We start from the raw sequence: 24,750 nt of genomic DNA on the forward strand, positions 1-24,750 counted from the left end.
TCGGCACGTCAGGCGGCTTGTACGGCGGCGAGCCCGGCGAGTTCACGCAGGAGCAGCGCGATATCGGCGGGGCGCGAAAGCCGGTGATCGCCGTCCTTGATCAGGTGCACCTGCACGTCGGCTGAACGCAGGGCGCGGGCAAGGTTGATCGAGATTTCCCACGGCACGTCGGCATCGGCCTGGCCGTGGATCAGGCGAACCGGACCATCGAAGGCAATGCCGCTGGCCAGACGCTTGTGGCGTTCGGCGTCGGAAAAGAATCCGGCGTGAGTGGGGGTAGGCTCTGGGCCATAGGGGTTGTCCTCGTAGATCGTGCGCCCGGCAGCGAGTTCGATGCGCTGCGATTGCGACAGGCCCCATTCGGTGAAATCCGGCGCAGGCGCGATGCCGACAAGTGCCTTTGCCATGTCACCAAGCGCTTCGGCGAGGAGCAGCATGAGCCAGCCGCCCATGCTGGAGCCGACCAATTGCACGGCTTCTATGCCGAGGTGGTCGATCAGGGCGGTGATCTCGTCACGCCACTTCGAAAGGCGGCCATCGGCAAAGGTGCCATCGCTTTCCCCGCAGCCGGTATAGTCGAGCAGCAGGCAGGCACGGCCCTGCTCGCGCGCCCATTCGAGCACGGCCTGCGCCTTGCCGCCGGCCATGTCGGACATGTAGCCGGGGAGGAAGATGATTGTGGGCGATGTGCCGGGGAGATGGCGGTAGGCCATCCGCTGGCCCGACGGCAGGGTGAAGCGGGCTACGTCAGTCATGCCCTGTCATGGCCCGCACGGGCGGGCGGGGCAAGCTTAGTTGAGCGGAAGGATCAGGGTGATGTGAACGGCGCCGTTGGCCGTGCTGGCGGGTCGCTCAGCCTTGTGGTGCTTGCTGGCGGACATCGATGCGGCAGCGATGCCCACGGCAATCGCCAGCCACATGCCGATGCGGCGGGGAGTCCTTGCGGGCATTTTCAGTCTCCTCGCTGGAAAATGTCTTCAATCGGCAAGGCGAAGACATCAGCGATGCGGAAGGCGAGCGGAAGCGAGGGGTCGTACTTGCCGGTTTCAATGGCGTTGACCGACTGACGGCTGACCTCGAGCTTTTCGGCGAGATCGGCCTGGCTCCAGTTGCGCTCGGCGCGCAGCACCTTGAGGCGGTTTTTCATTCGCCACCTCCGCGCCGTTCGAGCAGCGCGTTGATGCAACCGCCGAGGCCGAGCCCTGCGAACCACAGGACCGTGGCGTAGAAGGCCGGAACGTGCGGGAGCAGGCCGAAGCTTTCGACGAAGCCCCATGCCGTCGCCACGCTGAGCGTGAAACCGGTGGCGATGAGGATCTGCCGGGTCATCAGGTAGCGCTGGTACTCATCGCGCAGCGAGGTCAGCAGGCGGCCGATCGCCACGAACACGCCAATCACCGGGAGGGCGGGAAGCAGGGCCGCGGCGTAGGCACTGAGGCCGGTGGGGGCGCTGTTCCTGAAGAACAGGTTCACGCCGACCAGCGTGGCGACATAGCCGCCCATCAGCAGCATGACGGCACGGGTGTAGCGGCGGTGTTCGGGCGTCATCCGGGCGACCATGACTCAAGCCTCCTGCGGGCGGCGCAGGCAGCGCGTGCCCGAAAGCGCAGCGACGAGCGGCATGAACAGCGCGGCCGTGGTGGTGGAGCCCTTGGGCAGGACTTCGACGATATCGAGCAAGACAATCACGACCATCACGAGGGCGGTCACGGTGGGGAGAGCAAAGCGAATCATTGGTCAAGCCTCCTTGATCTGATGACAAGGTTGCTTGACCTTTTTGCAGGTTATGTCAAGCGTCATTGTCATCGTGGCAATGGTGCTTGACCAAACGGGCTTGGTGACTCTGCAAGTATTCCGCGCTAGAAGCCCGCTCACATGGCACGCCTGACGACCATCACTACAACCACTACCCCCGCGAGCCGGGGGCGGTCGCTGCTGGCGTAAAAGCCTGCCGCGATGCCGCCGCCCGGTTCGGGTGGCTCTGCGCATCGCCTCCCGAACCGAACGAATTGCCAAGTGCCCTTTTACAAGCTGCGCGCCCTTCCGGTGGCGGCGCTCCTGTGCCAAAGCGCTGCCACGAGATTGCAGAGAGACCCGCATGTCCGAGTTGCTGAAGATCACCCTGCCCGATGGTTCCGTGCGTGAGGTTGCGCCCGGCAGCACTCCGGCCGACATCGCCGCCGCAATCGGCCCGGGCCTTGCCAAGGCAGCGCTGGCGGCAAAGGTCAATGGCGAGCTGGTAGACCTGACGCGGCCCTTCACGGCGGACGCGCAACTGGCGCTGGTGACGGCCAAGGACGAAGCCGAGGCGCTGGACTTGGCGCGACATGACTATGCCCATATCCTCGCCGAAGCGGTGCAGGCGCTGTTCCCGGGCACGCAGATCACGTTCGGGCCGAGCACGGACGACGGCTTCTATTACGACTTCGCACCCGCCGAGCGCCCCTTCACCGACGAGGACCTGCCGGCGATCGAGGCGGAAATGCGCAAGATCATCGCCGCCAACAAGCCGCTGCGCCGCGAAGTGTGGAGCCGCGAGCAGCTGATCAGCCGCTGGAAGCAGCAGGGCGAGAACTTCAAGGCAGAATGGGCCGCCGAATTGCCCGAGGGCGAAGAGCTGACGGTCTACTGGTCGGGCGACGACTGGCTCGACATGTGCCGCGGGCCGCACTTGCCTTCGACCGGCAAGCTAGATCCGCAGGCGTTCAAGCTGACGCGCGTTTCGGGGGCTTACTGGCGCGGTGACCAGAAGAACGCGATGCTTTCCCGCGTCTATGGCACCGGCTGGCTCAACAAGAAGCAGCTCGATGCGCACCTGACGCGGCTTGAGGAAGCGGCCAAGCGCGACCATCGCAAGCTGGGCAACGAGATGGACTTGTTCCATCTCCAGCAGGAAGCGCACGGCTCCGTGTTCTGGCACCCCAAGGGCTATCTGATCTGGCGTGAGCTGGAAGCCTACATGCGCCGCGCGATCGACGGCGCGGGCTATCGCGAGGTCAAGACCCCGCAGGTCATGGACGCGCGCCAGTGGGAGCAGTCCGGCCACTGGGGCAAGTACCGCGAGAACATGTTCGTCATTCCAGACGAAGTGCCGAACGTCGAGGACGAAGGCCCGATCGTTTCGGACGATGCCGACTGGATGGCACTGAAGCCGATGAACTGCCCGGCGCACGTGCTGATCTTCCGGCAGGGCATCAAGTCCTACCGCGAACTGCCCTTGCGCCTCTACGAGAACGGCTGCTGCCACCGCAACGAGCCGCACGGCGCGCTGCACGGGCTGATGCGCGTGCGCCAGTTCACGCAGGACGACGCGCACATCTTCTGCCGCGAAGACCAGATCGTTTCGGAAGTGCAGGCGTTCTGCGAACTGGCCGACCGCATCTACAAGCACTTCGGCTTCACCTATTCGATCAAGCTCGCGCTGCGGCCCGAAAAGCGCTTCGGCACCGAGGAGATGTGGGACAAGGCCGAGGCCGAGCTGCGCGCTGCCGTGGTCCGCGCTGGCCTTGCAACGGAAGAGTACGGCTGGGAGGAACTGCCGGGCGAAGGTGCGTTTTATGCGCCCAAGCTGGAATGGCACCTGACCGACGCGATCGGCCGTACCTGGCAGGTCGGCACGATCCAGTCGGACCGTGTCCTGCCAGAACGGCTCGATGCGACCTACATCGCCGAGGATGGCGAGAAGCACCGCCCGGTCATGCTGCACCGAGCGATCTTCGGGAGCTACGAGCGGTTCATCGGCATCCTGATCGAACACTTTGCCGGACGCCTGCCGGCGTGGCTTGCACCCGTGCAGGCTGTTGTCGCAACGATCGTTTCGGACGCTGACGACTATGCCAGGGACGCGCTCGCCAAGCTGAAGGCGGCAGGCATCCGGGCTGAGACCGACCTGCGCAACGAGAAGATCAACTACAAGGTGCGCGAACACTCGCTGCAGAAGGTTCCCTACCTGCTGGTCGTGGGCAAGCGCGAGGCGGAGGAAGGCACCGTGGCGATCCGCACACTGGGCGAACAGCACCAGAAGGTGGTGTCGCTGGACGAGGCGATTGCCCTGCTCAAGGGCGAGGCAACGCCGCCGGATCTGCGGAGCTGATCACGCTCGACCTGCCGCTCCTTTCGCTCGGCCTTTGTGCACTGGCGGCATTCGTTGCCGCCTTCGTGCGCGGGCTGGCGGGGTTTGGCATGGCGATCCTGCTGGTGCCGCTGATCGGGCTGGTGATTCCGCCGGGCGAAGCGGTGGTCGTCTCAAATATGCTCGGGCTGCTGATCGGGCTGGTCGGCGCGCGCAAGGTGTGGAACGCGGGCGAGAAGAGCGCCGGGGTGATTGGCGGCCTTGCCATGTTGCTGACGCCGGTCGGCCTGCTGGCCCTGTTCGCGACGCCGCAGGAGGTGGCGCGGGTGCTGATCGCGGTGGTGGCGATCGGGGCGTTCGCGATGGTGCTGCTGCCTGCCAGGCCCGGACATGCGCCGGGGAAGGTGGAGACGGGCCTTACCGGAGCGGCGGCGGGCCTGCTGACCGGGTTCGCCGGGATGCCGGGGCCGCCCGTTGTGCCTTACTACCTGCGTCGGCCGATTCCGCGCGAAGTGGCGCGTGCATCGATGCTGACGGTGTTCCTGCTCACGTCCATCGCCAGCACGGCGGCGGCGCTGGCGTTGCAGCTGGCATCGTGGCGCGATGCGCTCTTCGCGGTGGTGCTGTTCGTGCCGGTGCTGATCGGCAATCACTTCGGCACCCGCGCCTTTGGCAAGGTCAGCGATGCGGCCTGGCGCGGGTTCGTCGGCTTCCTGCTCGCGGTTTCGGGCCTGATGGCGATCGCGCGGCTGATCGGCTGATAACGGCAAATTAAGCGGTTTCCCTTAGGTCGGGCTGCGATCCGTGGCTTGAGGGACCGACACGCATGACCTTGCATTTCCGCGCTCTGGCCGAGCAGGCTGCCGAGGATGGCGTAATTTCTGCACAGGAAGTTCTCGAATTGCGCCGCGCCGCCTGGCCCGATGGCAAGATCGATCCGGACGAAGCCGAGGCGATCTTTGTCCTCAATGATCACATCGGCGAACCGACGCAGGAGTGGTCGGACTTCTTCGTGGAAGCGCTGGTCGAGTTTCTCGTCAACGGCACTGCGCCGCGCGGACATATCTCTGAAGAAAACGCCAACTGGCTGATTGAGCGGGTATCGCACGACGGCAAGGTGGACACGCTTACCGAACTGGAACTGCTGGTCCGCGCATTGGAAAGGGCAGAGTCCGCGCCTGAAGCGCTGCGGGCGTTCGTGCTGCAGCAGATCGAACGCGAAGTGCTGACCGGCGAAGGACCGACGCGCGCTGGCGGGGCCTTCGAACCCGGTTGCATCACGTCAGCCGAATGCACGATGATCCGGCGCACGATCTTTGCGGCGGGCGGCGATCGCCCCGCAGCGGTCAGCCAGCGCGAGGCGGAAATGCTGTTCCGCCTGAAAGACGCGACGCTGGGAGCCAGCAATACCCCCGATTGGGAGCGCCTGTTCGTGCAGGGCGTAGCCAACTACCTGCAGAGCTGGAATGGCGCAAAGGGGATAAGCCGCGAACGCGCGAGTGAACTCGAAGCCTTCATGGACGACCGCTCCACCTATGTTGGCAGGTTTTTCGGCCGCATGGCAAAGGTCGATACCGGCAACTTCGTCCGGGCGCTTCGCGAAGTGGGATTCGGGCGCAAGCAACCGGGCCGTGACATTGACGGCGAGGCGATGCGGGATCACGCCGTTACCGAGGCGGAGAACCTGTGGCTGCAGGCACGGATCGACGCCGACGATCAGGTTGATGCGCTGGAAAAGGCGCTCCTGAAATTCCTCGCCGAGAGCTAGACGGTAAAGCTCTCGCCGCAGCCGCACGAACCCTTGGCGTTCGGGTTCTGGAACACGAAGCCGGCGGTGAAATCGTCTTCCTGCCAGTCCATCGTGCTGCCGATCAGGTAGAGCACCGAGGCACTGTCGATGAAGAACAGGCCGCCGGGCGTTTCGATCTTTTCATCGAGCGGGTTGGCTTCGGTCACATAATCGACCGAATAGGCCAACCCCGAGCAGCCGCGGCGGGGCGTCGAAAGCTTCACGCCGATCGCGCCTTCGGGTGCCGTTGCCATCAGATGCGCCACGCGCGCCTCTGCCGAGGGCGTGAGGATCACCGCAGCAGGGCGGGGACGGCGGGGCTTGGTCTGCGTTTCGGTCGTCATGGTGACACCTATATGGGGAGCGTTCAGAGCATTCCCAGTTCGAGCTTGGCTTCATCGCTCATCTTGGCGGGATCCCAGGCCGGGTCCCAGACGAGATTGACTTCTGCATCGCGCACGCCGGGGACGGCAGAGACGCGCAGTTCCACTTCGCCCGGCATCGATTCCGCGACCGGGCAATGCGGCGTGGTGAGCGTCATCGTGACGTCGACGTGGCCGTCATCCGAGACATCGACGCCGTAGATCAGGCCGAGGTCGTAGATGTTGACCGGGATTTCCGGGTCGAAGATCTCCTTGAGCGCGGCGATCACGCCTTCGTAGATGTCGCCACCGGGTTCGCCCGAGGAGACTGCTTCCGGCTTTGCCGCGAGGAAGCCTTCGAGATAGTCACGCTTGCGCTCCAGCTTTTCGGCGGGCGTCTCTTCAACTGCGTCCTCGACGAAGGCGCGCTTGGGGGCCGATACAGCCTCGACCTCTTCGACCGCGAATTTGGGATCGTTGTCGCTCATCCGAAAATCCTCTTGGTCCTTTCGATCCCGCGCACGAGCGCGGCGATATCGCTTTCATCGCTGTAGATGCCGAAACTGGCACGGGCGGTGGCGGGCACACCGAGATGCGCCATCAGCGGCTGGGCGCAATGGTGTCCGGCGCGGATGGCCACGCCTTCCTCGTCAAGGATCGTGCCAAGGTCGTGCGGGTGGACACCTTCAAGCGCGAAGCTGAGGATGCCGGCACTGTCTTCCGGCCCGAACAGGCGCACCGAATTCATGCCGCGCAGTGCCTCACGCGCCTTGGCGACAAGGGCGCATTCGTGGGCGTGGATGGCGTCGAGCCCTTGTGCCTTCACGAAATCGACCGCAGCGCCGAAGCCAATGGCCTCAACAATGGCGGGAGTGCCCGCCTCGAAGCGCTGCGGCGCAGGGGCGTAAGTGGTCTTCTCGAAAGTGACCTTGTCGATCATCGCACCGCCGCCCTGCCATGGCGGCATGGCATCGAGAATCTCAGCCTTCGCCCAGAGAGCGCCGATGCCGGTAGGGCCATAGAGCTTGTGCGCGGAGAAGACGTAGAAATCCGCATCCAGCGCCTTCACATCGACGGTGAGGCGGGCGACCGACTGGCAGCCGTCGAGCAGGATCTTCGCACCGACGCTGCGCGCCAGGGCGACCGCGCGCGGAGCATCAAGCGTGGAGCCAAGCACGTTCGATACGTGGGCGAATGCCACCAGCTTGTGCGCCGGGGTGAGGATGCGCTCGGCGGCGGCGAGGTCGATCAGGCCGTCCTCGGTCAGCGGGCAGACGTCGATCTCCACGCCGGTACGATCGCGCAGCATCTGCCACGGCACGATGTTGGCGTGGTGTTCGAGCGTGGAGATGAGGATGCGGTCGCCGGCCTTGAGGTTGGCTTGGCCCCAGGTCTGCGCGACGAGATTGATCGCCTCGGTCGCGCCGCGGGTGAAGACGAGTTCGTTCTCGGCACCGCCGACAAGCGCGGCAACCTTGCGGCGGGCGGCTTCGAACGCGAGCGTCATGTCCGCCGAGCGTGCGTAGACGCCGCGATGGACGGTAGCATAGTCGCTGCCCAGCGCGCGCACCATCGCATCGATCACCACTTGCGGCTTCTGCGCGGTCGCGGCGGTATCGAGATAGTGCCAGCGGCTGCCGTCAGGATTGACGAGGCCGGGCCACTCTGCGGTGCGGGTGAGCGCCTCGACTGTCACAGCACGGCATCCAGTGCCTTGAGCGCGGCCTCGGTCAGCGATTCCTCGTCAGCCGCGCCGACGAAGGCCTCGGCGATAAAGGCGTGGAGCATGAGCTTCTTGGCCTCGGCGGGCGGGAGGCCGCGCTGGGCGAGGTAGAACAGGCTCTGCTGATCGAGTTCGCCAACCGCGCAGCCATGCGCGCACTTTACGTCGTCGGCGTAAATTTCGAGTTCCGGGCGCGCGTTGGCAGTGGCGGTGCGATCGAGCAGCATGGCACGGATCGACTGTTCGCCATCGGTGCCGATCGCCCCGCGCGCCACGACGACGCGGCCTAGGTAGGTGCCGGTGGCCTTGCCGCCAAGGACCGAGCGCACGACCTGGCTCGACACGGCATCGGGCTGCGCATGGACGACTTCGGTGACGATCTCCGCGGTCTGTTCGCCGCCTGCAATCTGCGCCGCGCCGAGGTGGAACTTCGCGCCCTTGCCGAGCGTCACCTTGACCGCGATGCGGCCATAGGCGGACCCGGCGTTGAGCAGGCGCAGGTCATACTCCGCGCCGTCTTCCAGCGTGATCGCGATGTCCTGCGCAGCATCGTTGGCGCCATCGAGCACGAATGCGCTCGCCCCAGTCTCGCCCGCAGCAACGCGAATTTCCTGCACCGGCAGCGGCCAGAGCGCTTCCAGCGCCGCCAGGTCGGCGTAACGGAAGGCTTCATCCTTGCGGGTGGGCAGTGCGCTCATGCCGCGACGGCCTCGTAGCCGTGCTCTTCGAGTTCGAGCGCCAACTCCGGTCCGCCGCTCTTGACGATGCGGCCACCGGCAAGGACATGGACGAAGTCGGGCTTCACGTAATCGAGCAGGCGCTGGTAGTGGGTGATCAGCAGCACGGCCTTGTCGGGCTTGCGCATGATCGCATTGATGCCTTCGCCGCAGATGCGCAGCGCGTCGATATCCAGGCCGGAGTCGGTCTCGTCGAGGATGGCGATCTTGGGATCGAGGATGCCCATCTGGACCATCTCGGCGCGCTTCTTCTCGCCGCCCGAGAAGCCGACGTTCACCGGGCGCTTGAGCATGTCCATGTCCATGCGCAGCAGCCCTGCCTTCTCCTTGGCGAGCTTGAGGAATTCGCCGCCCGAAAGCGGAGCCTCGCCCCGCGCCTTGCGCTGGGCATTGGCGGATTCGCGCAGGAACTGGACGAAGGAGACGCCGGGGATTTCGACCGGGTACTGGAAGCCGAGGAACAGGCCGGCAGCGGCGCGTTCGTGCGGTTCGAGTTCAAACAGGTCGGTGCCGTCCAATGTCGCCGTGCCGCCGGTCACTTCATAGCCCGGACGACCGCCGAGCGTGTAGCCGAGCGTCGACTTGCCTGCGCCGTTCGGCCCCATGATCGCGTGGATCTCGCCCGCGTTGATGGTGAGCGAAAGACCCTTGAGGATCGGCTTGTCGGCAACACTGGCCTGGAGGTTCTGGATGTTGAGCATGGGTCTGTCTCTCAACCGCGAGCGGGACGCTGCGGGCGGGCGCCGGAGCGCGAATAGGACGGGCGCGAAGGACGCGAGGCGGCGCGCAGCTCGTCGTAGCGGGTCTTCATTGCGCGCAGCACGGCGGCGCAGGCACCCTCGGGATCGCCCAGCACTTCGGCAGCATCGTAGCGGATCACCTTGATGCCGACTTCGGCAAGGCTGGCATCGCGGCGGCGCTCGATCTCCGGAGCCTCGCCACGGTCGAGCGCAATCACCAGCTTCAGCGGCTGGCTGGCGAAATCGACGATGGCCGAGCCGATCACGGCGTAGCGCTTGAACTTGTACTTGCCGAGGTCTTCCTTGGCGAGTTCATCGGCCAGGGCGAGGTGCGCCTCGTCCGGCTCGCGGCGCAGCTGGCGCGCCATGTCGTGGATCGCATCGAGGCGCGAACCCGAAATGGCCCAGCCGCGCCCCTTCTTCTGGATCTTCGGCGCTTCGGCGCGTTCGCCGACGGGGCGGAGGGAAAGGGTCTTTTTCATCAGAGTGCCGTCCTTGGCGCGAAGAGTTGACCGGCCAGAGCGCTCAGCACGTAAATGCCGACCAGCACGGACCCGAAGATGATCAGCGTCTTGATTGCAAAGCGCTTGTCCTCGGCGCTGACCTTCGACGCCTTGCGCCGGGGCTCCGCCGGAGCGGGGTTCGCCTCGATCGCCTTGATCGTTGCGATGCAAAACTTGATCATGTCGGCATTGCCGAGGCGTTCTCCGCCTTCCTGCCACCAGCCCTGCGCGTCGGAAAGTTCGCAGATTGCCCGCTGGACGAGAGAGACGGCGAGAATGGAGCTCTGATGCCCGCGCGCCGCGAATGCCAGAGCGGTATCGCCATGCTCGGGCCAGGCAGGGGCTTCCGGGGCATTCCCGACATACTGCTGGCGCGACATGACCACGTAATCGAAACCGGTGTCGACGCCATTCAGCAAGGCTGGCACCCAGACCGAATGAGCCTTGTCGGTTGTGTCGAAACCAGCCGGAAAGGCAATCGCATGCCCGTATTCGGCAATCTTGCGCACGATCGCATCCGCCGCAGGGACGGCGGAGAAGTCGAGAAACAGATCGCTTTCTGAAAGGCTCATCCCACGCTGCCTTCAAGGCTAATGCCAAGCAGCTTCTGCGCTTCGACGGCAAACTCCATCGGCAGTTGCTGCAGCACCTCGCGGGCGAAGCCGTTGACGATCAGGGCGACGGCGCTTTCCTGATCGAGACCGCGCTGCATCGCGTAGAACAGCTGGTCGTCGCTGATCTTGCTGGTGGTGGCTTCGTGTTCGATCGTGGCGCTGGGGTTGCGCACTTCGATGTAGGGCACAGTGTGTGCGCCGCATTCCGCGCCCAGCAGCAGGCTGTCGCACTGGGTAAAGTTGCGAACGCCTTCGGCCTGGGGGGCGACGCGGACGAGGCCGCGGTAGGTGTTGTTGGACTTGCCCGCCGAGATGCCCTTCGACACGATGGTCGAGCGCGACCCCTTGCCGTTGTGGATCATCTTGGTGCCGGTATCGGCCTGCTGGTAATTGTTGGTGACGGCGACCGAGTAGAACTCGCCCACCGAATCCTCGCCATTCAGCACGCAGGACGGATACTTCCAGGTGATCGCCGAGCCGGTTTCGACCTGCGTCCACGACACCTTCGAGCGGGCACCTTGGCACAGCGCGCGCTTGGTCACGAAGTTGTAGATGCCGCCCTTCCCCTGCGCATCGCCGGGATACCAGTTCTGCACGGTGGAGTACTTGATCTCGGCATCGTCGAGCGCGACCAGTTCAACCACGGCGGCGTGGAGCTGGTTCTCATCGCGCTGCGGGGCAGTGCAGCCTTCGAGGTAGGAGACGTATGAGCCCTTGTCGGCGACGATCAGGGTGCGTTCAAACTGGCCGGTGTTTTCCGCATTGATGCGGAAATAGGTGGACAGCTCCATCGGGCAGCGCACGCCTTCGGGGATGTAGACAAAAGTGCCGTCCGAAAAGACCGCGCAGTTGAGCGTGGCGAAGTAGTTGTCATGCATCGGCACGACTTTGCCCAGCCACTTCTTAACGAGATCGGGATATTCGCGGATCGCCTCGGAGATCGAGCGGAAGATCACGCCTGCCGCTTCCAGTTCCTTGCGGAAGGTGGTGGCGACGCTGACGCTGTCGAACACGGCGTCCACCGCGATCTTGCGCGCGCCTTCGACGCCGGCGAGCACTTTCTGCTCTTCCAGCGGAATGCCGAGCTTTTCATAGACGCGCAGGATTTCAGGATCGACCTCGTCAAGGCTGCCGAGCTTGGGCTTGGCCTTGGGCGCAGCCCAGTAATAGGCGTCCTGATAGTCGATCGGCGGGATGTTAAGCTTCGCCCAATCGGGCGTGGGCATGGTCAGCCAGTGGCGATAGGCCTTGAGGCGCCATTCGAGCATCCACTCCGGCTCGTCCTTCTTGGCCGAGATGTAGCGGACGGTGTCCTCGGACAGACCCTTGGGTCCGTACTCCTGCTCGATATCCGACGACCAGCCGTGCTCGTACTCGGCCACTTTGGCAGCGGCTTCACGGGCGGCCTGGTCTTTCACTTCGACGTTCTCGGTCATGCCATAACCTCCGTCACCGCTGCGGCAGGACGGGACAATTGGGTGAGCGGTATGCCAGCCAGCGCGCCGCGAAGTGCGGCATCGACGGCAGGCCAGTGCGGACGGACGGTGCACGCGCTTTCCAGCGTGCAATCATGGCGCCCATGCTCGCTGCAGGGCGTGAGCGCAATGGGGCCTTCCACGGCTTCGACGATATCGGCCAAAGTGATAGCCGCAGCCGGGCGCGCCAGCTTGAGCCCGCCACGCGCACCGCGAACGGACTTGAGCAGCCCAGCCGCCGAAAGCTTGCTGACCAGCTTTTGCACGGTCGGCACCGGCAAGCCGGTTTCGTCGGCTAGCTGTTGCGCGCAGACGCGGCTCTGCCCGCAATGGCGCGCGGCAGCGGTCATCGTGACGACGGCGTAATCGGCCATGCTCGAAAGGCGCATCTGGCAGGGTCCCGAATAGCGGCCCGAACAAATCGGACCGAATCACTCCGGTTATCTAGGCGCGGGGCCTTGCCGGCACAAGCGGGCGCTTGCTCAAAAATGAGAGAGGCAAAAAAAGGGCGGCCGCGCTCACTGGGAGCGCCGGCCGCCTCAAAGTCGAGAACTCGTTGCAGAACTGCACCGAGCCCTTCGGGTCGCAGCGCCTTACTAAGCAGAAGCCCTTGGAGAGAATTGTATGGATTCGACAATTCCGGTGGCAAATGCGCAACATACCAAGCGCAATCAATTACAATTGCTGTCAGATTCGAGAAGAACAGGGTTGGCCGACAGAAGATTACATCGCAAAGACTCTGGCGGGGCACTCCGGCGGCATGGCGCATCGGGATCGGCCCCGATTCGTCCTTCACCATTTGCAGAATCCGGAACCGTTTGCCCGTGACGCCATATTCGCTGCTGCGCCCTCTGATCTTCCGGATCCCTGCCGAACCTGCGCATCGCCTGACCATCCGCGCACTCGCGATCAATCCGCCTTCGAGCAGGCTGGCGCCCACGCCAAATCTCGCCCAGCGCATCGCCGGCATCGCCTTTCCCAACCCGCTGGGCATGGCCCCGGGTTTCGACAAGAACGCCGAAGTGCCCGACGCCATGCTCGGGCTGGGGTTCGGCTTTGTCGAGGTGGGCACGGTCACGCCGCTTCCGCAGGAAGGCAATCCGAAGCCGCGGTTGTTCCGCCTGATCGAGGATCGGGCCGTGATCAACCGGATGGGCTTCAACAACGAAGGCGCACAGGCAGTAACGAACCGCCTGATCCGCCGCCGTGAGACGGGCAAGCATGGCCTGCCTGGCATCGTTGGCGTGAACATCGGCGCGAACAAGGATTCGGCCGACCGCATTGCCGACTATGCGCAGATGACGCGGCTCATGGCCCCGCTGGCATCCTATCTCACCGTCAACATTTCATCGCCGAACACGCCGGGCCTTCGCGCGTTGCAGGATGAAGGTGCGCTCTCGGCCCTGCTGGACGGGGTGATCGAGGCGCGCGGCAACATGAACGTGCCGATCTTCCTCAAGCTTGCGCCCGACCTCGAGCCGTCGGACATCGATGCGATCTGCCGCATCGCTCTTGAAAAGCGGCTGGCCGCATTGATCGTTTCGAACACCACGATCACCCGTCCGACATTGCGCTCGGCCCATGCCGGGGAGGCTGGCGGTCTTTCGGGTGAGCCGTTGCGTGAGCTTGCGCTGCAGCGCCTGCGCGATTTCCGCAAGGCCAGCGGCGGGGCGATTCCGCTGATCGGCGTGGGTGGGATTGCAACGGTCGAGGATGCCTGGGCCCGCATCCGGGCCGGGGCCAGCCTGATCCAGATTTACAGCGCGATGGTATTCGAGGGCCCCGGCCTTGCCAAGCGCCTGGTCGCAGGACTTGAACGCAAGGTCCGCGAAGCCGGCATGACGTCCATTGCCGAGGCGGTCGGCACCGAATAGCAAGGGGGCATGTCAGTCCCCTGCATTCTGAAATCCGCCAGTCTGGCCACGCCGCTCGTCGCATTGCTCGTCAGCGGCTGCGTTCCTCCGCCCAGCGCGACAATTGCCCCGTCCCGTCCCGCGCCGATGGCCGCTGCGATCGAGGGCGTCCCGGTAGACAGCGCGGGCCTCGTCTCCGCCGCAGATCCGCGCGCTGCCGAAGCTGGCGTGCAGATGCTGCGGCTTGGCGGCAGCGCGACCGACGCCGCCATAGCCACGATGCTGGCGCTGACCGTGGTCGAGCCACAAAGCTCCGGCATTGGCGGCGGGGGATTCCTTGTGCTGGGCGATGCGGCAGGCAAGGTCGAAACGATCGATGGCCGCGAGACGGCTCCCAAGGCGGCAACACCGCAGTGGTTCTACGCCGACGGCAAGCCGCTGCCTTATCGCGACGCCATCCCGGGCGGCCGCAGCGTCGGCGTACCGGGCAACCTGCGACTCGCCGCGCTGGCGCACAATGACAAGGGTCGGCTTTCGTGGCGAACCCTGTTCCAGCCCGCGATCCGCCTGGCCCGCGAAGGGTTCGAGATCACGCCGCGCCTGCGAGCGATTCTTGCTGCGGCCAGCCGCACCGGCGCGCTCGATCCCGAGGCACGGGCCTTGTTCTATGGCGCTGACGGACAGCCGCTTGCCGTCGGCACGCTTGTGCGCAACCCCGCGCTGGCCGCCACACTCGAAACAGTCGCGGCACGCGGCGCCGACAGTTTCTACGCAGGCGAGAACGCCACGCTGATCGCCACCGAGGTGGGCACGGCGCCGCGCAATCCCTCACCGATGACGACGGCCGACATTGCCGGATACAAGGCCATCGCCCGGCCGCCTGTCTGTGGCCAGTATCGTGCCTGGCGCATCTGCGGAATGGGGCCGCCTTCATCGGGCGCCACCACCGTGTTCGCCATCCTCAAGCAGCTCGAACGCTTCGACATGAAGGCGCTCGGGGCCACCAACCCGGTGTCGTGGCATCTGATCGCGGAGTCGCAGCGCCTCGCCTATGCCGATCGCGACCAGTACCTGGCCGACAGCGATTTCGTTTCAGTCCCGGTGGCGGGGCTGACCGATCCCGCCTATCTCGCCGCGCGTTCCGCCCTGATTTCCGAAAGCACGTCGCTCGGCATCGTGTCGCCCGGCACCCCACCGGGAGCCAGGCTGGCCTTCGCCAAGGCCGATCCGCAGGAAGAGAACGGCACGACGCACTTTGTCGCCGTGGACAGGTGGGGCAATGCCGCAAGCTATACCTCGACCATCGAAGGTCCGTTCGGATCGGGCCTTATGGTGGGGGGCTACTATCTCAACAACGAGCTGACCGATTTCAACATCGTGCCCGACAAGGACGGCAAGCCCACCGCGAACCGGGTCGAAGCCGGCAAGCGCCCGCGCAGTTCCATGTCGCCGACACTGATCTACGGACCTGACGGCAAGCTGCGCCTTGCCATCGGCGCGGCCGGTGGCGTGACGATCCCCGCGCAAGTGGCCAAGGCGATCATCGGCGTGCTCGACTGGGACCTGTCCGCGCGCGAGGCGATCGCCTTGCCGGTTATTTTCGCTCCGGGCGGTGACGTGGTCTTCGTCGAACAAGGCACCACCCTCGAAGTGATGATCCCGGCCCTGCAACAGCTTGGCCATGCGCAGGTTTTGGCGCGGCCGCCGTCCTTCAAGGCCAATGCCATCGAGCGCGTCGGCGATCGTTGGCGCGGTGCGGCCGACCCCCGCAGCGAGGGCGCAGCGGTGGCGCCATGAAGCGCCTGCGTAAGCTAGAGTCAGGACGTCAGGCCGCACGAATGGGATGCCCGGTTGCCGAGGCGGAACGAGGCCACTAGGTTCCCGTTAACAGGCGTGCCGGACCTCGGTCCGTTCAGCCGAAACGGGCGAGGGTCAAGACGTGCAGCTTTCCGATTTCGCGGGTTTTCCCAATCTGGTCTCGATGTTTCTCGACCGCGCTGACGCCCGGGGAGATGCCCCGTTCCTGTGGGCCAAAGCCAAGGGCCAGTGGCAATCGCTGTCATGGAACGAGGCGGTGCGGCAGGTTTGCGTCCTGGCGCAGTCGCTTCGCGCCCTCGGGCTCAATCCCGGCGATCGGGTGGCGCTGGTTTCGGAAAACCGCCCCGAATGGTGCATCGCCGATCACGCGATCATGGCCGCAGGGTTGGTCACCGTGCCGACCTACATCACCAATACCGAGCGCGATCATCTGCACATCCTCGAGAATTCCGGCGCGCGGGCGGTGATCGTCTCGACCTCAAAGCTCTCGCAGCCGCTGCTGCCGGCCGCGCTTTCCGCGCCTTGCGTGGAGCATGTGATCGGGATCGAACCGCTGCGCCAGATGCAGGCCGGCAAGCTGTCCTTCCATGACTGGCAGTCGATGACCAGCGGCGATGGAACGACAGCGCGGGCGGCCGTGGACGAGCGGCTCAGGACCATGGGCCGGGATGACCTGGCCTGCATCATCTACACCAGCGGCACCGGCGGTTCCCCGCGCGGCGTGCGGCTGCATCATGGCTCGATCCTGTGCAATGTCGAGGGTGCCGCCGAGATTCTTGCCAATGACTTCGGCTGGGGAGAGGAAGTGTTTCTCTCGTTCCTGCCGCTGTCCCACGCCTATGAGCACACCGGCGGCCAGTACCTGCCGATCGGCATGGGCGCGCAGATCTACTATTCGGAAGGCTTGGAAAAGCTCGCCTCGAACATCGAGGAAGTGCGGCCGACCCTGATGGTGGTGGTGCCGCGCCTGTTCGAAGTGCTGCGCACGCGAATCATGAAGCAGGTAGAGAAGCAGGGCAAGCTGGCGAACTACCTGATGGACCGCGCCCTTTCGATCGGCGGACGCAAGGCGGCCGGCAAGGGCCGGATCATCGACGCGCCGATGAACCTGATCCTCGAGCGGACTTTGCGCCCGAAGATTCGCGCGCGCTTTGGCGGGCGGATGAAGGCGATGGTTTCCGGCGGCGCCCCGCTCAACCCCGATGTCGGCGTGTTCTTCGAAGCGATGGGGCTGACGATGCTGCAGGGCTATGGCCAGACCGAGGCCGGGCCGGTGATCTCGTGCAATCGCCCCAAGGTCGGCCTCAAGATGGACACCGTCGGACCGCCGATGAAGGGCGTGCAGGTGAAGATCGCCGAGGATGGCGAGATCCTCGTCAAGGGCGAGCTCGTGATGCACGGCTACTGGCAGAACGATGCCGAGACGGCGCGCGCCATTCCGCGCGAGGGCGCCAATGCGGGCTGGCTGCACACCGGTGACATCGGCCATCTCGACGGGAAGGGCCGCATCGTCATCACCGATCGCAAGAAGGACATGATCGTCAACGACAAGGGCGACAATGTCTCCCCGCAGAAGATCGAAGGCATGCTGACGCTGCAGCCGGAAATCGCGCAGGCGATGGTCTCGGGCGACAAGCGGCCCTACATCGTTGGCCTGATCGTGCCCGATCCGGAATGGGCGCTGGAGTGGTCACGCGCGCAGGGCGAACACTTCGACTTCAAGGAACTGCAGGACCTGCCGGCGTTCCGGAATGCGATCCGCGCGGCAGTGGACCGGGTGAACAAGGACCTGTCGGTGATCGAGAAGGTCCGCCAGTTCACCTTTGCCGACGAGGCCTTCAGCATCGACAATGGCGAGATGACGCCGAGCCTCAAGATCCGCCGCCACAAGATCAGGGAGCGCTACAGCGCCCGGATCGACGGGCTTTACAAGGCCTGAGCTTTTCCAAGGTCGCTCATCCTGAGCTTGTCGAAGGATGCCAGCCAAGGCCTGACCACGAGGGGCCTTCGACAGGCTCAGTCTGAGCGGGCTCTGTGGGGGGTGTTATCGTCCCGCCATGGCCTTGACCCGCGCGAGGTAGGTACGGCCGATGCGCTGTACCGAACCGTCGGCCAGTTCGGCGGACCACACGCCAAGACCATCGTGCTTGAGTCCGGCAATCCGGTCGCGCCGGACGATGGTCGAGCGGTGGAGTCGGATGAACTGCTCGGGGTCCAGCCGTGCTTCAAGCCCGGCGATGGTGTGCAGCATCATGTAGCTGCGGCCCCCGCTTTGACCCGATCCGTTGTGATGCCCGACATGCAGGCGGACGTAATCGCGTTCCGCATCGATGCGTTCGAGGTCCGAGGCGGCAACGCGAATCAGCTCCGAGCGGTGTGGCACCCAGAACTCCTCGATCCACTCGCTTTGCGGTTTTTCGGGCGTCAGGGCAGCTTCGGTCGACGTGCTGCGGCGCGCTTGTGCGCGCTCCACCGCCCGCTCCAGCCGTTCCTGCGCGACAGGTTTGAGCACGTAGTCCACCGCATCGCAATCGAACGCCTCGACCGCAAAATCATCATGGGCAGTAACGAATACGACAGCAGGCCGGTTGACCTGTCCTGCAAGCGCCCGCGCGACGCCGAGCCCGTCAACCTCGGGCATGGTCATGTCGAGCAGGACAAGATCGGGATTGAGCGCTTCGATCAGGCGCAGGGCCGCGGCGCCATCGCTGGCCGTCCCCACCACCTGCAATGCAGGTATCCGCGCGCACAGGATCTGCATCCGCTCGACAGCCAGCGGTTCATCGTCAACAATCAGCGTGCGCAACTCAAGTCCCCTCAGCACTCGTTCCGGACGACCGGCATGGTCAGTACCGTTGCATAGCCGCCAGCGGGAAGCGGCCCGCTTTCCACGCCGGCTCCATCCTCGCCGAAGCGGGCGGCGAGACGGCTTCTGACATTGGCGATGCCGATGCCGGTACCACCATTGGCAAAGCCCTCGCCAGGTCCGTCATCCGCTACCGTCAGGATCAGAAAGCCCCCCGCCTCGCGGGCAGTGATGCGAATGGTCACGGGCCGGATCGTGGTCGAGACTGCATACTTGATCGAATTCTCGACCAGCGGCTGCAGGATCATACCGGGCACGCAGGCGGTCATCAGATCGTCCGGAATGTCGAACTCGCAGCGCAGGCGTTCGGGAAAGCGCACTGCCTCGATGTCGAGGTAATGGCGCTGCAAGGCGATCTCGTCCTCCAGCGGCATGTCTGCCGTGGGATCGCCGGCAAGGCTGTGGCGATAGAAACGCGAGATTGACTGGATCATCCGCTCGGCCTGTTCGGTTCGTCCGACCATGACCAAAGCTGACAAGGAATTCAACGTGTTGAACAGGAAGTGCGGGTTGACCTGATAACGCAGGGAACGAAGCTCGGCAGCTTTGGCGGCGCGGGCATATTGCCCCTCGCGATACTCCGCCGCGCGCAACTGTTCGCCATTGCCGAGCGCCAGGTAGAGCGCGGCCCACGCAATCAGCAGGAAGTAGCGCCCCAGCGCGACATCGGTCAGCTGTCGCCATAGCCCCTCGTTCTCGACCGTCTGCCGGATGATGGTGACGTGATCGGGGCCGCGCAGGTCCTCTGTGACAATCTCTGACGCGCTGGGCCGCGGCGTGGTTGCCTCAATTCTTGCTGCTTCAACCTTGGCCGATTCCGCTTTCCGCTGCTCCGCCGCCGTCCGGGCTGCGGCGACCTCACGGGCCCGCACGGCCTGTGCCTTCTCCAGCGCCAGCTTGCGCGCCGCCTGCGCCTTCCTGAGAGCCTTGTCCGCCTCGCGGCGGGCCGTTTCGCGGATCTTTTCCCTTTCCGCGGCGGACAGCGCCGGCGGGACGGGTGGGGCCGGGGGCGCCGCTGATGCCGCCGATGCCGGCGGTTCTACAGCATCGCTGATGCTTTCGACGTCGCCGTCCTCGTCGACGGTATAGACCTTGCCCCCGGTCCGCACTTCCGAGCGGCCATCGGCATATTGGCGGACGAACAGGCCGGGCTGTGAAATGACCATGCTGCCATCGGCGTCCTGCTTGATGCCGAAGTTCTTGAGCGCCTGAATCGTCGCTTCGTCGCCGACCTTGCGCAGCTCGGCAATGTCTTCTGCGCTGAGCAGAGGCTCCATCGATGGAGCAGCCTTGGGAGCTGGCGGGTTCTCTGGCGGAGGCGGAGGTTCAGGCAAGTCGGGTTCAGGTGGTGCCGGAGGAATGAACCCCTCGTCCAGCACATCGACAAGGACGTTGCCCGCCATGTCGTGGCGGATTTTCACGCCTGGCTTGCCCTGATTGCCGGTGATGGTGGTCTGGGTCGTCGTGGTTGTTGTGCGGGGCTCGCCCTGATCAGTGCTGATCCGTTCGATCATGCGCTTTTCGACCGGCGCGAAAGCCCACTGGTTGACCGCTGCCAGAGCAAGCGCCGCTGGAAGCATGATCACCAGCGCGGCGGCCACCCGCGTTGCCAGAGGGCGAGCGTCGAACCGGCGCAGCAGCGGCCAGCAGGCGACCGTCACCACGATCCCCGCCGCCGTCACCAGTGCACGCCGCCAAAGCAGATCGGTAAAGTCACCCAGCTCCACCACCAGCCCGCGCACGGTGATCAACAGGAAGTAGCACAGCCACAGCGCCGCAGCCGACAGGATCACCTGCCGGGCCGGAACGCGCGGGATACCGGGATCGATTTGCGACGACGTCATCCCGTCGACCCTAAACGCGAACCGCCCGACGCGCCATAACGGCGGTCGGGCGGCAAATGTCGTTCATGGAATTTATCGGGTGCGCCTCTGACATCCGTCAGAGGCTTGCGGCACCGTCAAGGAAAGCCCGGATGGGCTTTCCTACCCCTCAAACAGGGAGGAGTTTCTCGTCCGCGATCTTTTTCTTCCAGACGAGCGGGGCAGCTTGGTGGACGTTCTCGCCCGAGCTGTCGACCGCGACGGTTACCGGCATGTCCTCGACGGTAAATTCGTAGATCGCTTCCATGCCCAAGTCCTCGAACCCGACAACCTTGGCTTCCTTGATCGCGCGCGCAACGAGGTAGGCCGCGCCTCCGACCGCCATCAGGTAGGCGCTCTTGTGCTCGGCGATCGACTTCGTCGCGGCGGGGCCACGCTCAGCCTTGCCGACGCTGGCCAGAAGGCCGAGGTCGAGCATGGTGTCCGAGAAGCTGTCCATGCGCGTGGCAGTGGTCGGGCCGGCCGGGCCGACGACTTCATCGCGCACCGGATCGACCGGGCCGACGTAGTAGATCACGCGGCCCTTGAAATCGACCGGCAACTCCTCACCCTTGGCGAGCATGTCCTTGATGCGCTTGTGCGCGGCATCGCGGCCAGTCAGCATCTTGCCGTTGAGCAGCAGACGGTCGCCCGCCTTCCAGCCTTCGACCTCGGCCTGGGTCAGCGTGTCGAGGTTGACGCGCTTGGCTGCGCTGTCGGGCGCCCAGTGGACCTGCGGCCATTCGTCGAGCTTGGGGCGTTCAAGGTAGCTCGGGCCGGAACCGTCGAGCGTGAAGTGCGCGTGGCGCGTGGCGGCGCAGTTGGGGATCATCGCCACCGGCTTGCCCGCGGCATGGCACGGCGCGTCCATGATCTTCACGTCGAGGATGGTCGACAGACCGCCAAGGCCCTGTGCACCGATGCCGAGCGCGTTGACCTTGTCGAAGATTTCGATGCGCATGCGCTCGATATCGGTCTGGGGGCCGCGCTGCTTGAGCTGGGCCATGTCGATCGGTTCCATCAGCGCCTTCTTGGCGAGCAGGACGCAGTGTTCTGCAGTGCCGCCGATGCCGATGCCGAGCATGCCCGGCGGGCACCAGCCCGCGCCCATCTGCGGCAGCATCTCGACCACCCAGTCGACGATGTTCTCGCTGGGGTTCATCATCTTGAACTTCGACTTGTTTTCCGAGCCGCCGCCCTTGGCCGCGACGTCGACCGTGACCTTGTTGCCCTTGACCATCTCGACATGGAGCACGCAGGGCGTGTTGTCGCGGGTGTTGCGGCGGGTGAAGGCGGGGTCGGCCAGCACCGAGGCGCGCAGCTTGTTGTCGGGGTTGTTGTACGCGCGGCGCACGCCTTCATCGACGACGTCCTGCAGGCTCATGTCGGATTCGAGGCGGCAATCCTGCCCCCATTCGATGAACACATTGACGATGCCGGTGTCTTGGCAGATCGGGCGGTGGCCCTCGGCGCACATGCGGCTGTTGGTGAGGATCTGCGCAATCGCGTCCTTCGCCGCCGGGCCTTGTTCGGCCTTGTAGGCCTCGCCGAGCGCACGGATGTAGTCCATCGGGTGGAAGTAGCTGATGTACTGCAGCGCGTCCGCGACGCTATCGATAAGGTCCGCTTCCCGGATCGTGACCATTTCTGCCATGTTGCCGACTCCCTCCAGAGGCCTTGGTTGCGATGGGCGCATTACGCGGCAATTTGCGACAAGCAAATCCCTTGGAAACAGCAGATCGATAATCTACAGGCACTTGGCAACATTCAGGCTTCCCCGGGTGCGGGTGGAAGCCTCTAGCGGATATGAGGGTTTCGAATGACCGTGGTTGAAGATCGCCCGGCAGCGGATGAGATGCTGGTTGCCCGTCGTGCGATGATCGATAGCCAGCTTCGCGTAAGCGGCGTCAATTCGCCGGCAATCCTCAATGCTTTCAACGCCGTCCCGCGCGAGGACTTTGTCCCTGCCGAACGTCGCGCGGTTGCCTACATCGACCGGGCGGTTCCGCTGGGGGATGGGCGCTCGCTTTCCCCGGCGCTGACCTACGGCCAGATGCTCGAAGCGGCCCAGACCGCGCGCGAGGATGCCGTCCTCGTGATCTCGCCGAACGGCTACCTCGCCGCTCTGGTCGGACAGCTTGCCGACAGCGTGACCCGCGCCGAATCGCTGGCATCGGCTCAGGGCGGACCGTATTCGCTGATCCTGATCGATGGCGCCGCAGAAGTCCTGCCGGATTCGCTCGCCGGCTTGCTGGCCGATGATGGCCGGATCGTCACCGGCATCGCCGATCGCGGCGTCACCCGCCTCGCCATGGCCCGCAAGGCGCTGGGCAAGGTGGTGGCAACGCCGCTCGCCGAAGCCGATTTCGCGGTGCTGGCCGAGTTTGCCGCCCCGAAGAAATGGAGCTTCTGAGCCATATGGCGACGGGCAAGGCGCTACGCCTCATTCTGACGGCCAGCGCCGCAAGCCTCGCTGTCACCCCCGCTCTGGCCGATGACCTGCGCGAGGCGCTGACCAGCGCCTACAGCACCAATCCCACGCTTCAGGCCGCCCGTGCGACCCAGCGGGCGACCGACGAAGGCGTGCCACTGGCCCGAGCGCGCGGTTTGCCGAGCCTGCAGGGGCAGGCCAGCTATACGAAAGTGCTGCGCGCCAACCCCAATTCGTTCCTGATCACCGACTGGTCGAACAGCATCGACCTGAGCCTCGGCGTGCCGGTCTATTCCGGCGGATCGGTGAAGAATTCGATCCGGGCCGCCAAGACCCGCGTCGAAGCCGGGCAGGAAGACTTGCGCGCGACCGAATCCGGCGTGTTTTCGCAAGTCGTTGCGGCCTACATGGATGTGATCCGCGATTCCGCGATCGTCGGGCTCAACAAGAGCAACGTCGAGGTTCTGGAAGTGAACCTCAAGGCCACCAGCGACCGCTTCGAGATCGGCGACGTGACCCGCACCGATGTGGCCCAGTCCAATTCCCGTCTGGCTCTTGCCCGTGGCGATCTGCGCACGGCACAGGCGAACCTCATAGCCAGCCGTGAGCGGTACATCCAGGTCGTCGGCAAGGCTCCAACCGATCTGCAGCCGCCGCCGCCGCTGCCGGGCCTGCCCGGCAACCCGGACGACGCTGTCGATTTCGCGCTTGAGAACAATCCCGATCTCATGGCCGCGCGCGAGCGCAGCAAGGCCGCAGCCTTTGACGTGAAGGTTGCCGACGCGGCAAAGCTACCCACGGTATCGCTCTCGACGAACGGCAGCCGTCAGGCCTTCAAGGGGACTTTTCAGGGTTCGAGCCAGACCTTGCAGCAGGCAAATACCACCGCCCAGGCCGGTGTGAGCGTCTCGATCCCGCTCTATCAGGGCGGCGGACCTGCCGCACAGACCCGGCAGGCGCAGGCGCGTGAATCGGCGACGCTCGAGCAGGAAATCGGCGTCGAACGCGAGGTTATCGCCACCGTTCGCTCGGCCTATGCGTCCTGGCTTGCCGCGAACGAGATCATCGCGATGAACCAGACCGCGGTCGATGCCGCAGCGCTGAGCCTTGAGGGCGTGCGGGCGGAGAACACCGTCGGCAATCGCACCATCCTCAACATCCTCGATGCCGAGCAGGAACTGCTGCGGGCGCAGGTGCAGCTCGTTGCGGCGCGGCGCAATGCCTATGTCGCCGGGTTCAACCTGTTGTCGGCAATGGGCAAAGCCGATGCCAATGACCTCGGCCTTGATGGCGGCGCGCTCTACGATCCGCAGGTCAACTATGACCGCGTCAAGGGCCGCTTCTGGGACTGGGATCGCGATCCCAAGCCTGCTGCGGTATCGACGCGCACCGTTGACACGCCCGCGCAGGATGCGACAATTCCGCCCTCACCGCTTCCTTGAGAGAATCGGTGAAGCGGGGGCATTTGGGGGTACAAGTTGCGATGCGTCAGGCCGGTGAACCGTCCGTCGAGGAAATCCTCGAATCGATCAAGAAAGTGATCGCGCGCGACAACAAGGTCGAGGCGCAGGCACGCCTGCAGCCCAAGCCGGCCCCGCGTCCCGACGTGCTCGAACTGACCGACCCTGCCGAAGAGGACGAAGCCGAGCCCGCAGGCGGCCTGATTGCCGATGCGGCAGCAGCGTCGATGCGCGAATCGCTCGCGGCGCTTTCGATGCTGGCGCAGCCCGGCGTTGCGCCGCAGATCGTCCGCTCGGGCGAAACTTCGCTCGAAGGGCTGGTGCGCGAGATGCTCAAGCCGATGCTGGCCGAATGGCTCGACAAGAACCTGCCTGCCATGGTCGAGAAGATGGTCGCCGCCGAGATTGCGCGTATCGCCGGGAAGCGCGGCTGATTTTGCGGTTT

At 65.0% G+C, this 24,750-nt stretch carries 25 protein-coding genes and 1 pseudogene; 9 read left to right on the forward strand and 17 right to left on the reverse strand.

What is annotated here, in order from left to right; genetic code table 11:
* Positions 1-8: 8 nt before the first annotated feature.
* Genes HGI46_RS09680 through HGI46_RS09700 form a run of 5 tightly spaced genes read right to left on the reverse strand, consistent with a single transcriptional unit; the run spans position 9 to position 1,734 of the window.
* The gene (locus tag HGI46_RS09680) at positions 9-755 is read right to left on the reverse strand and encodes an alpha/beta hydrolase (RefSeq protein WP_168904009.1); all 747 of its coding nucleotides are present in this window, start codon (positions 753-755) and stop codon (positions 9-11) included.
* A 36-nt stretch (positions 756-791) separates the two neighbouring features.
* Positions 792-950, reverse strand: coding sequence for a hypothetical protein (locus HGI46_RS09685; RefSeq protein ID WP_162895918.1), 159 nt, complete (start codon positions 948-950; stop codon positions 792-794).
* A 2-nt stretch (positions 951-952) separates the two neighbouring features.
* Positions 953-1,147, reverse strand: a complete 195-nt coding sequence (locus HGI46_RS09690) for a helix-turn-helix transcriptional regulator (RefSeq protein WP_118072739.1) — start codon at positions 1,145-1,147, stop codon at positions 953-955.
* Positions 1,144-1,560: a hypothetical protein gene (locus HGI46_RS09695; RefSeq protein ID WP_118072740.1), complete on the reverse strand. Its 417-nt coding sequence runs from the start codon at positions 1,558-1,560 to the stop codon at positions 1,144-1,146. Before HGI46_RS09695 ends, HGI46_RS09690 begins: the two co-directional genes overlap by 4 nt.
* Positions 1,561-1,563: 3 nt before the next feature.
* On the reverse strand, positions 1,564-1,734 hold the full coding sequence (locus HGI46_RS09700) for a hypothetical protein (RefSeq protein WP_168904010.1): 171 nt from the start codon (positions 1,732-1,734) through the stop codon (positions 1,564-1,566).
* Positions 1,735-2,098: 364 nt separating this feature from the next.
* Between HGI46_RS09700 and thrS the strand changes: the two genes are divergently transcribed.
* The 3 genes from thrS (at position 2,099) to HGI46_RS09715 (ending at position 5,840) form a co-directional block, all read left to right on the forward strand.
* Positions 2,099-4,093: a threonine--tRNA ligase gene (thrS, locus tag HGI46_RS09705; RefSeq protein ID WP_168904011.1), complete on the forward strand. Its 1,995-nt coding sequence runs from the start codon at positions 2,099-2,101 to the stop codon at positions 4,091-4,093.
* Between the two features lie 41 nt (positions 4,094-4,134).
* Positions 4,135-4,833, forward strand: coding sequence for a sulfite exporter TauE/SafE family protein (locus HGI46_RS09710; protein ID WP_118072742.1), 699 nt, complete (start codon positions 4,135-4,137; stop codon positions 4,831-4,833).
* A gap of 65 nt (positions 4,834-4,898) precedes the next feature.
* Positions 4,899-5,840 (forward strand): hypothetical protein, encoded by a 942-nt coding sequence (locus HGI46_RS09715; protein ID WP_168904012.1) that lies wholly within the window; start codon positions 4,899-4,901, stop codon positions 5,838-5,840.
* Here the strand turns inward: HGI46_RS09715 and HGI46_RS09720 are convergent.
* From HGI46_RS09720 to HGI46_RS09760, 9 genes are read right to left on the reverse strand one after another with little or no spacing between them, the layout of a single operon-like run.
* Positions 5,837-6,205: an iron-sulfur cluster assembly accessory protein gene (locus HGI46_RS09720; protein ID WP_039333062.1), complete on the reverse strand. Its 369-nt coding sequence runs from the start codon at positions 6,203-6,205 to the stop codon at positions 5,837-5,839. The two genes, HGI46_RS09715 and HGI46_RS09720, sit on opposite strands and share 4 nt — an antisense overlap.
* Positions 6,206-6,228: 23 nt before the next feature.
* Positions 6,229-6,711 carry an SUF system Fe-S cluster assembly protein gene (locus HGI46_RS09725; protein WP_168904013.1) on the reverse strand — a complete coding sequence of 161 codons (483 nt, stop codon included), beginning with the start codon at positions 6,709-6,711 and terminating at the stop codon, positions 6,229-6,231.
* On the reverse strand, positions 6,708-7,919 hold the full coding sequence (locus HGI46_RS09730) for a cysteine desulfurase (protein ID WP_168904014.1): 1,212 nt from the start codon (positions 7,917-7,919) through the stop codon (positions 6,708-6,710). Before HGI46_RS09730 ends, HGI46_RS09725 begins: the two co-directional genes overlap by 4 nt.
* Positions 7,916-8,644, reverse strand: coding sequence for a SufD family Fe-S cluster assembly protein (locus HGI46_RS09735; protein WP_168904015.1), 729 nt, complete (start codon positions 8,642-8,644; stop codon positions 7,916-7,918). The genes HGI46_RS09730 and HGI46_RS09735 overlap by 4 nt, the downstream gene beginning before the upstream one ends.
* Positions 8,641-9,384: a Fe-S cluster assembly ATPase SufC gene (sufC, locus tag HGI46_RS09740; RefSeq protein WP_168904016.1), complete on the reverse strand. Its 744-nt coding sequence runs from the start codon at positions 9,382-9,384 to the stop codon at positions 8,641-8,643. The genes HGI46_RS09735 and sufC overlap by 4 nt, the downstream gene beginning before the upstream one ends.
* 11 nt (positions 9,385-9,395) lie before the next feature.
* Complete coding sequence (locus HGI46_RS09745) at positions 9,396-9,905, reverse strand: DUF559 domain-containing protein (protein WP_168904017.1); 510 nt, start codon at positions 9,903-9,905, stop codon at positions 9,396-9,398.
* Positions 9,905-10,498 (reverse strand): hypothetical protein, encoded by a 594-nt coding sequence (locus tag HGI46_RS09750; RefSeq protein WP_168904018.1) that lies wholly within the window; start codon positions 10,496-10,498, stop codon positions 9,905-9,907. Before HGI46_RS09750 ends, HGI46_RS09745 begins: the two co-directional genes overlap by 1 nt.
* Positions 10,495-11,976 (reverse strand): Fe-S cluster assembly protein SufB, encoded by a 1,482-nt coding sequence (sufB, locus tag HGI46_RS09755; RefSeq protein ID WP_168904019.1) that lies wholly within the window; start codon positions 11,974-11,976, stop codon positions 10,495-10,497. The genes HGI46_RS09750 and sufB overlap by 4 nt, the downstream gene beginning before the upstream one ends.
* On the reverse strand, positions 11,973-12,404 hold the full coding sequence (locus tag HGI46_RS09760) for an SUF system Fe-S cluster assembly regulator (RefSeq protein WP_118072750.1): 432 nt from the start codon (positions 12,402-12,404) through the stop codon (positions 11,973-11,975). The genes sufB and HGI46_RS09760 overlap by 4 nt, the downstream gene beginning before the upstream one ends.
* Before the next feature lie 435 nt (positions 12,405-12,839).
* On the opposite strand from HGI46_RS09760, the gene HGI46_RS09765 reads away from it, so the two are divergent.
* The 3 genes from HGI46_RS09765 to HGI46_RS09775 all read left to right on the forward strand — a co-directional run bounded on the left by HGI46_RS09765 (position 12,840) and on the right by HGI46_RS09775 (position 17,625).
* Entirely contained in the window at positions 12,840-13,889 is a 1,050-nt protein-coding gene (locus tag HGI46_RS09765; RefSeq protein WP_168904020.1) for a quinone-dependent dihydroorotate dehydrogenase, read from the forward strand.
* A gap of 9 nt (positions 13,890-13,898) precedes the next feature.
* The gene (ggt, locus tag HGI46_RS09770) at positions 13,899-15,665 is read left to right on the forward strand and encodes a gamma-glutamyltransferase (protein WP_168904021.1); all 1,767 of its coding nucleotides are present in this window, start codon (positions 13,899-13,901) and stop codon (positions 15,663-15,665) included.
* A gap of 142 nt (positions 15,666-15,807) precedes the next feature.
* Positions 15,808-17,625: an AMP-dependent synthetase/ligase gene (locus HGI46_RS09775; protein WP_168904022.1), complete on the forward strand. Its 1,818-nt coding sequence runs from the start codon at positions 15,808-15,810 to the stop codon at positions 17,623-17,625.
* Between the two features lie 105 nt (positions 17,626-17,730).
* Here HGI46_RS09775 and HGI46_RS09780 read toward each other — a convergent pair whose 3' ends face one another.
* The 3 genes and pseudogenes from HGI46_RS09780 to HGI46_RS09790 all read right to left on the reverse strand — a co-directional run bounded on the left by HGI46_RS09780 (position 17,731) and on the right by HGI46_RS09790 (position 22,068).
* Positions 17,731-18,492: a LytTR family DNA-binding domain-containing protein gene (locus HGI46_RS09780; RefSeq protein WP_118072752.1), complete on the reverse strand. Its 762-nt coding sequence runs from the start codon at positions 18,490-18,492 to the stop codon at positions 17,731-17,733.
* 11 nt (positions 18,493-18,503) lie between these two features.
* Positions 18,504-19,235, reverse strand: a pseudogene (locus HGI46_RS22110) (histidine kinase); the annotation flags it as partial.
* 1,309 nt (positions 19,236-20,544) lie between these two features.
* Positions 20,545-22,068: a fumarate hydratase gene (locus HGI46_RS09790; protein ID WP_240946680.1), complete on the reverse strand. Its 1,524-nt coding sequence runs from the start codon at positions 22,066-22,068 to the stop codon at positions 20,545-20,547.
* 165 nt (positions 22,069-22,233) lie between these two features.
* On the opposite strand from HGI46_RS09790, the gene HGI46_RS09795 reads away from it, so the two are divergent.
* The 3 genes from HGI46_RS09795 to HGI46_RS09805 are packed head-to-tail and all read left to right on the forward strand — an operon-like array spanning position 22,234 to position 24,739.
* The gene (locus HGI46_RS09795) at positions 22,234-22,827 is read left to right on the forward strand and encodes a protein-L-isoaspartate O-methyltransferase (protein WP_168904023.1); all 594 of its coding nucleotides are present in this window, start codon (positions 22,234-22,236) and stop codon (positions 22,825-22,827) included.
* Positions 22,815-24,287: a TolC family outer membrane protein gene (locus HGI46_RS09800; RefSeq protein ID WP_240946681.1), complete on the forward strand. Its 1,473-nt coding sequence runs from the start codon at positions 22,815-22,817 to the stop codon at positions 24,285-24,287. Before HGI46_RS09795 ends, HGI46_RS09800 begins: the two co-directional genes overlap by 13 nt.
* Before the next feature lie 41 nt (positions 24,288-24,328).
* Positions 24,329-24,739, forward strand: a complete 411-nt coding sequence (locus tag HGI46_RS09805) for a DUF2497 domain-containing protein (protein ID WP_118072753.1) — start codon at positions 24,329-24,331, stop codon at positions 24,737-24,739.
* Positions 24,740-24,750 lie beyond the last annotated feature (11 nt).

Source organism: Novosphingobium sp. ERW19, assembly GCF_012641315.1.
Lineage (GTDB): Bacteria > Pseudomonadota > Alphaproteobacteria > Sphingomonadales > Sphingomonadaceae > Novosphingobium.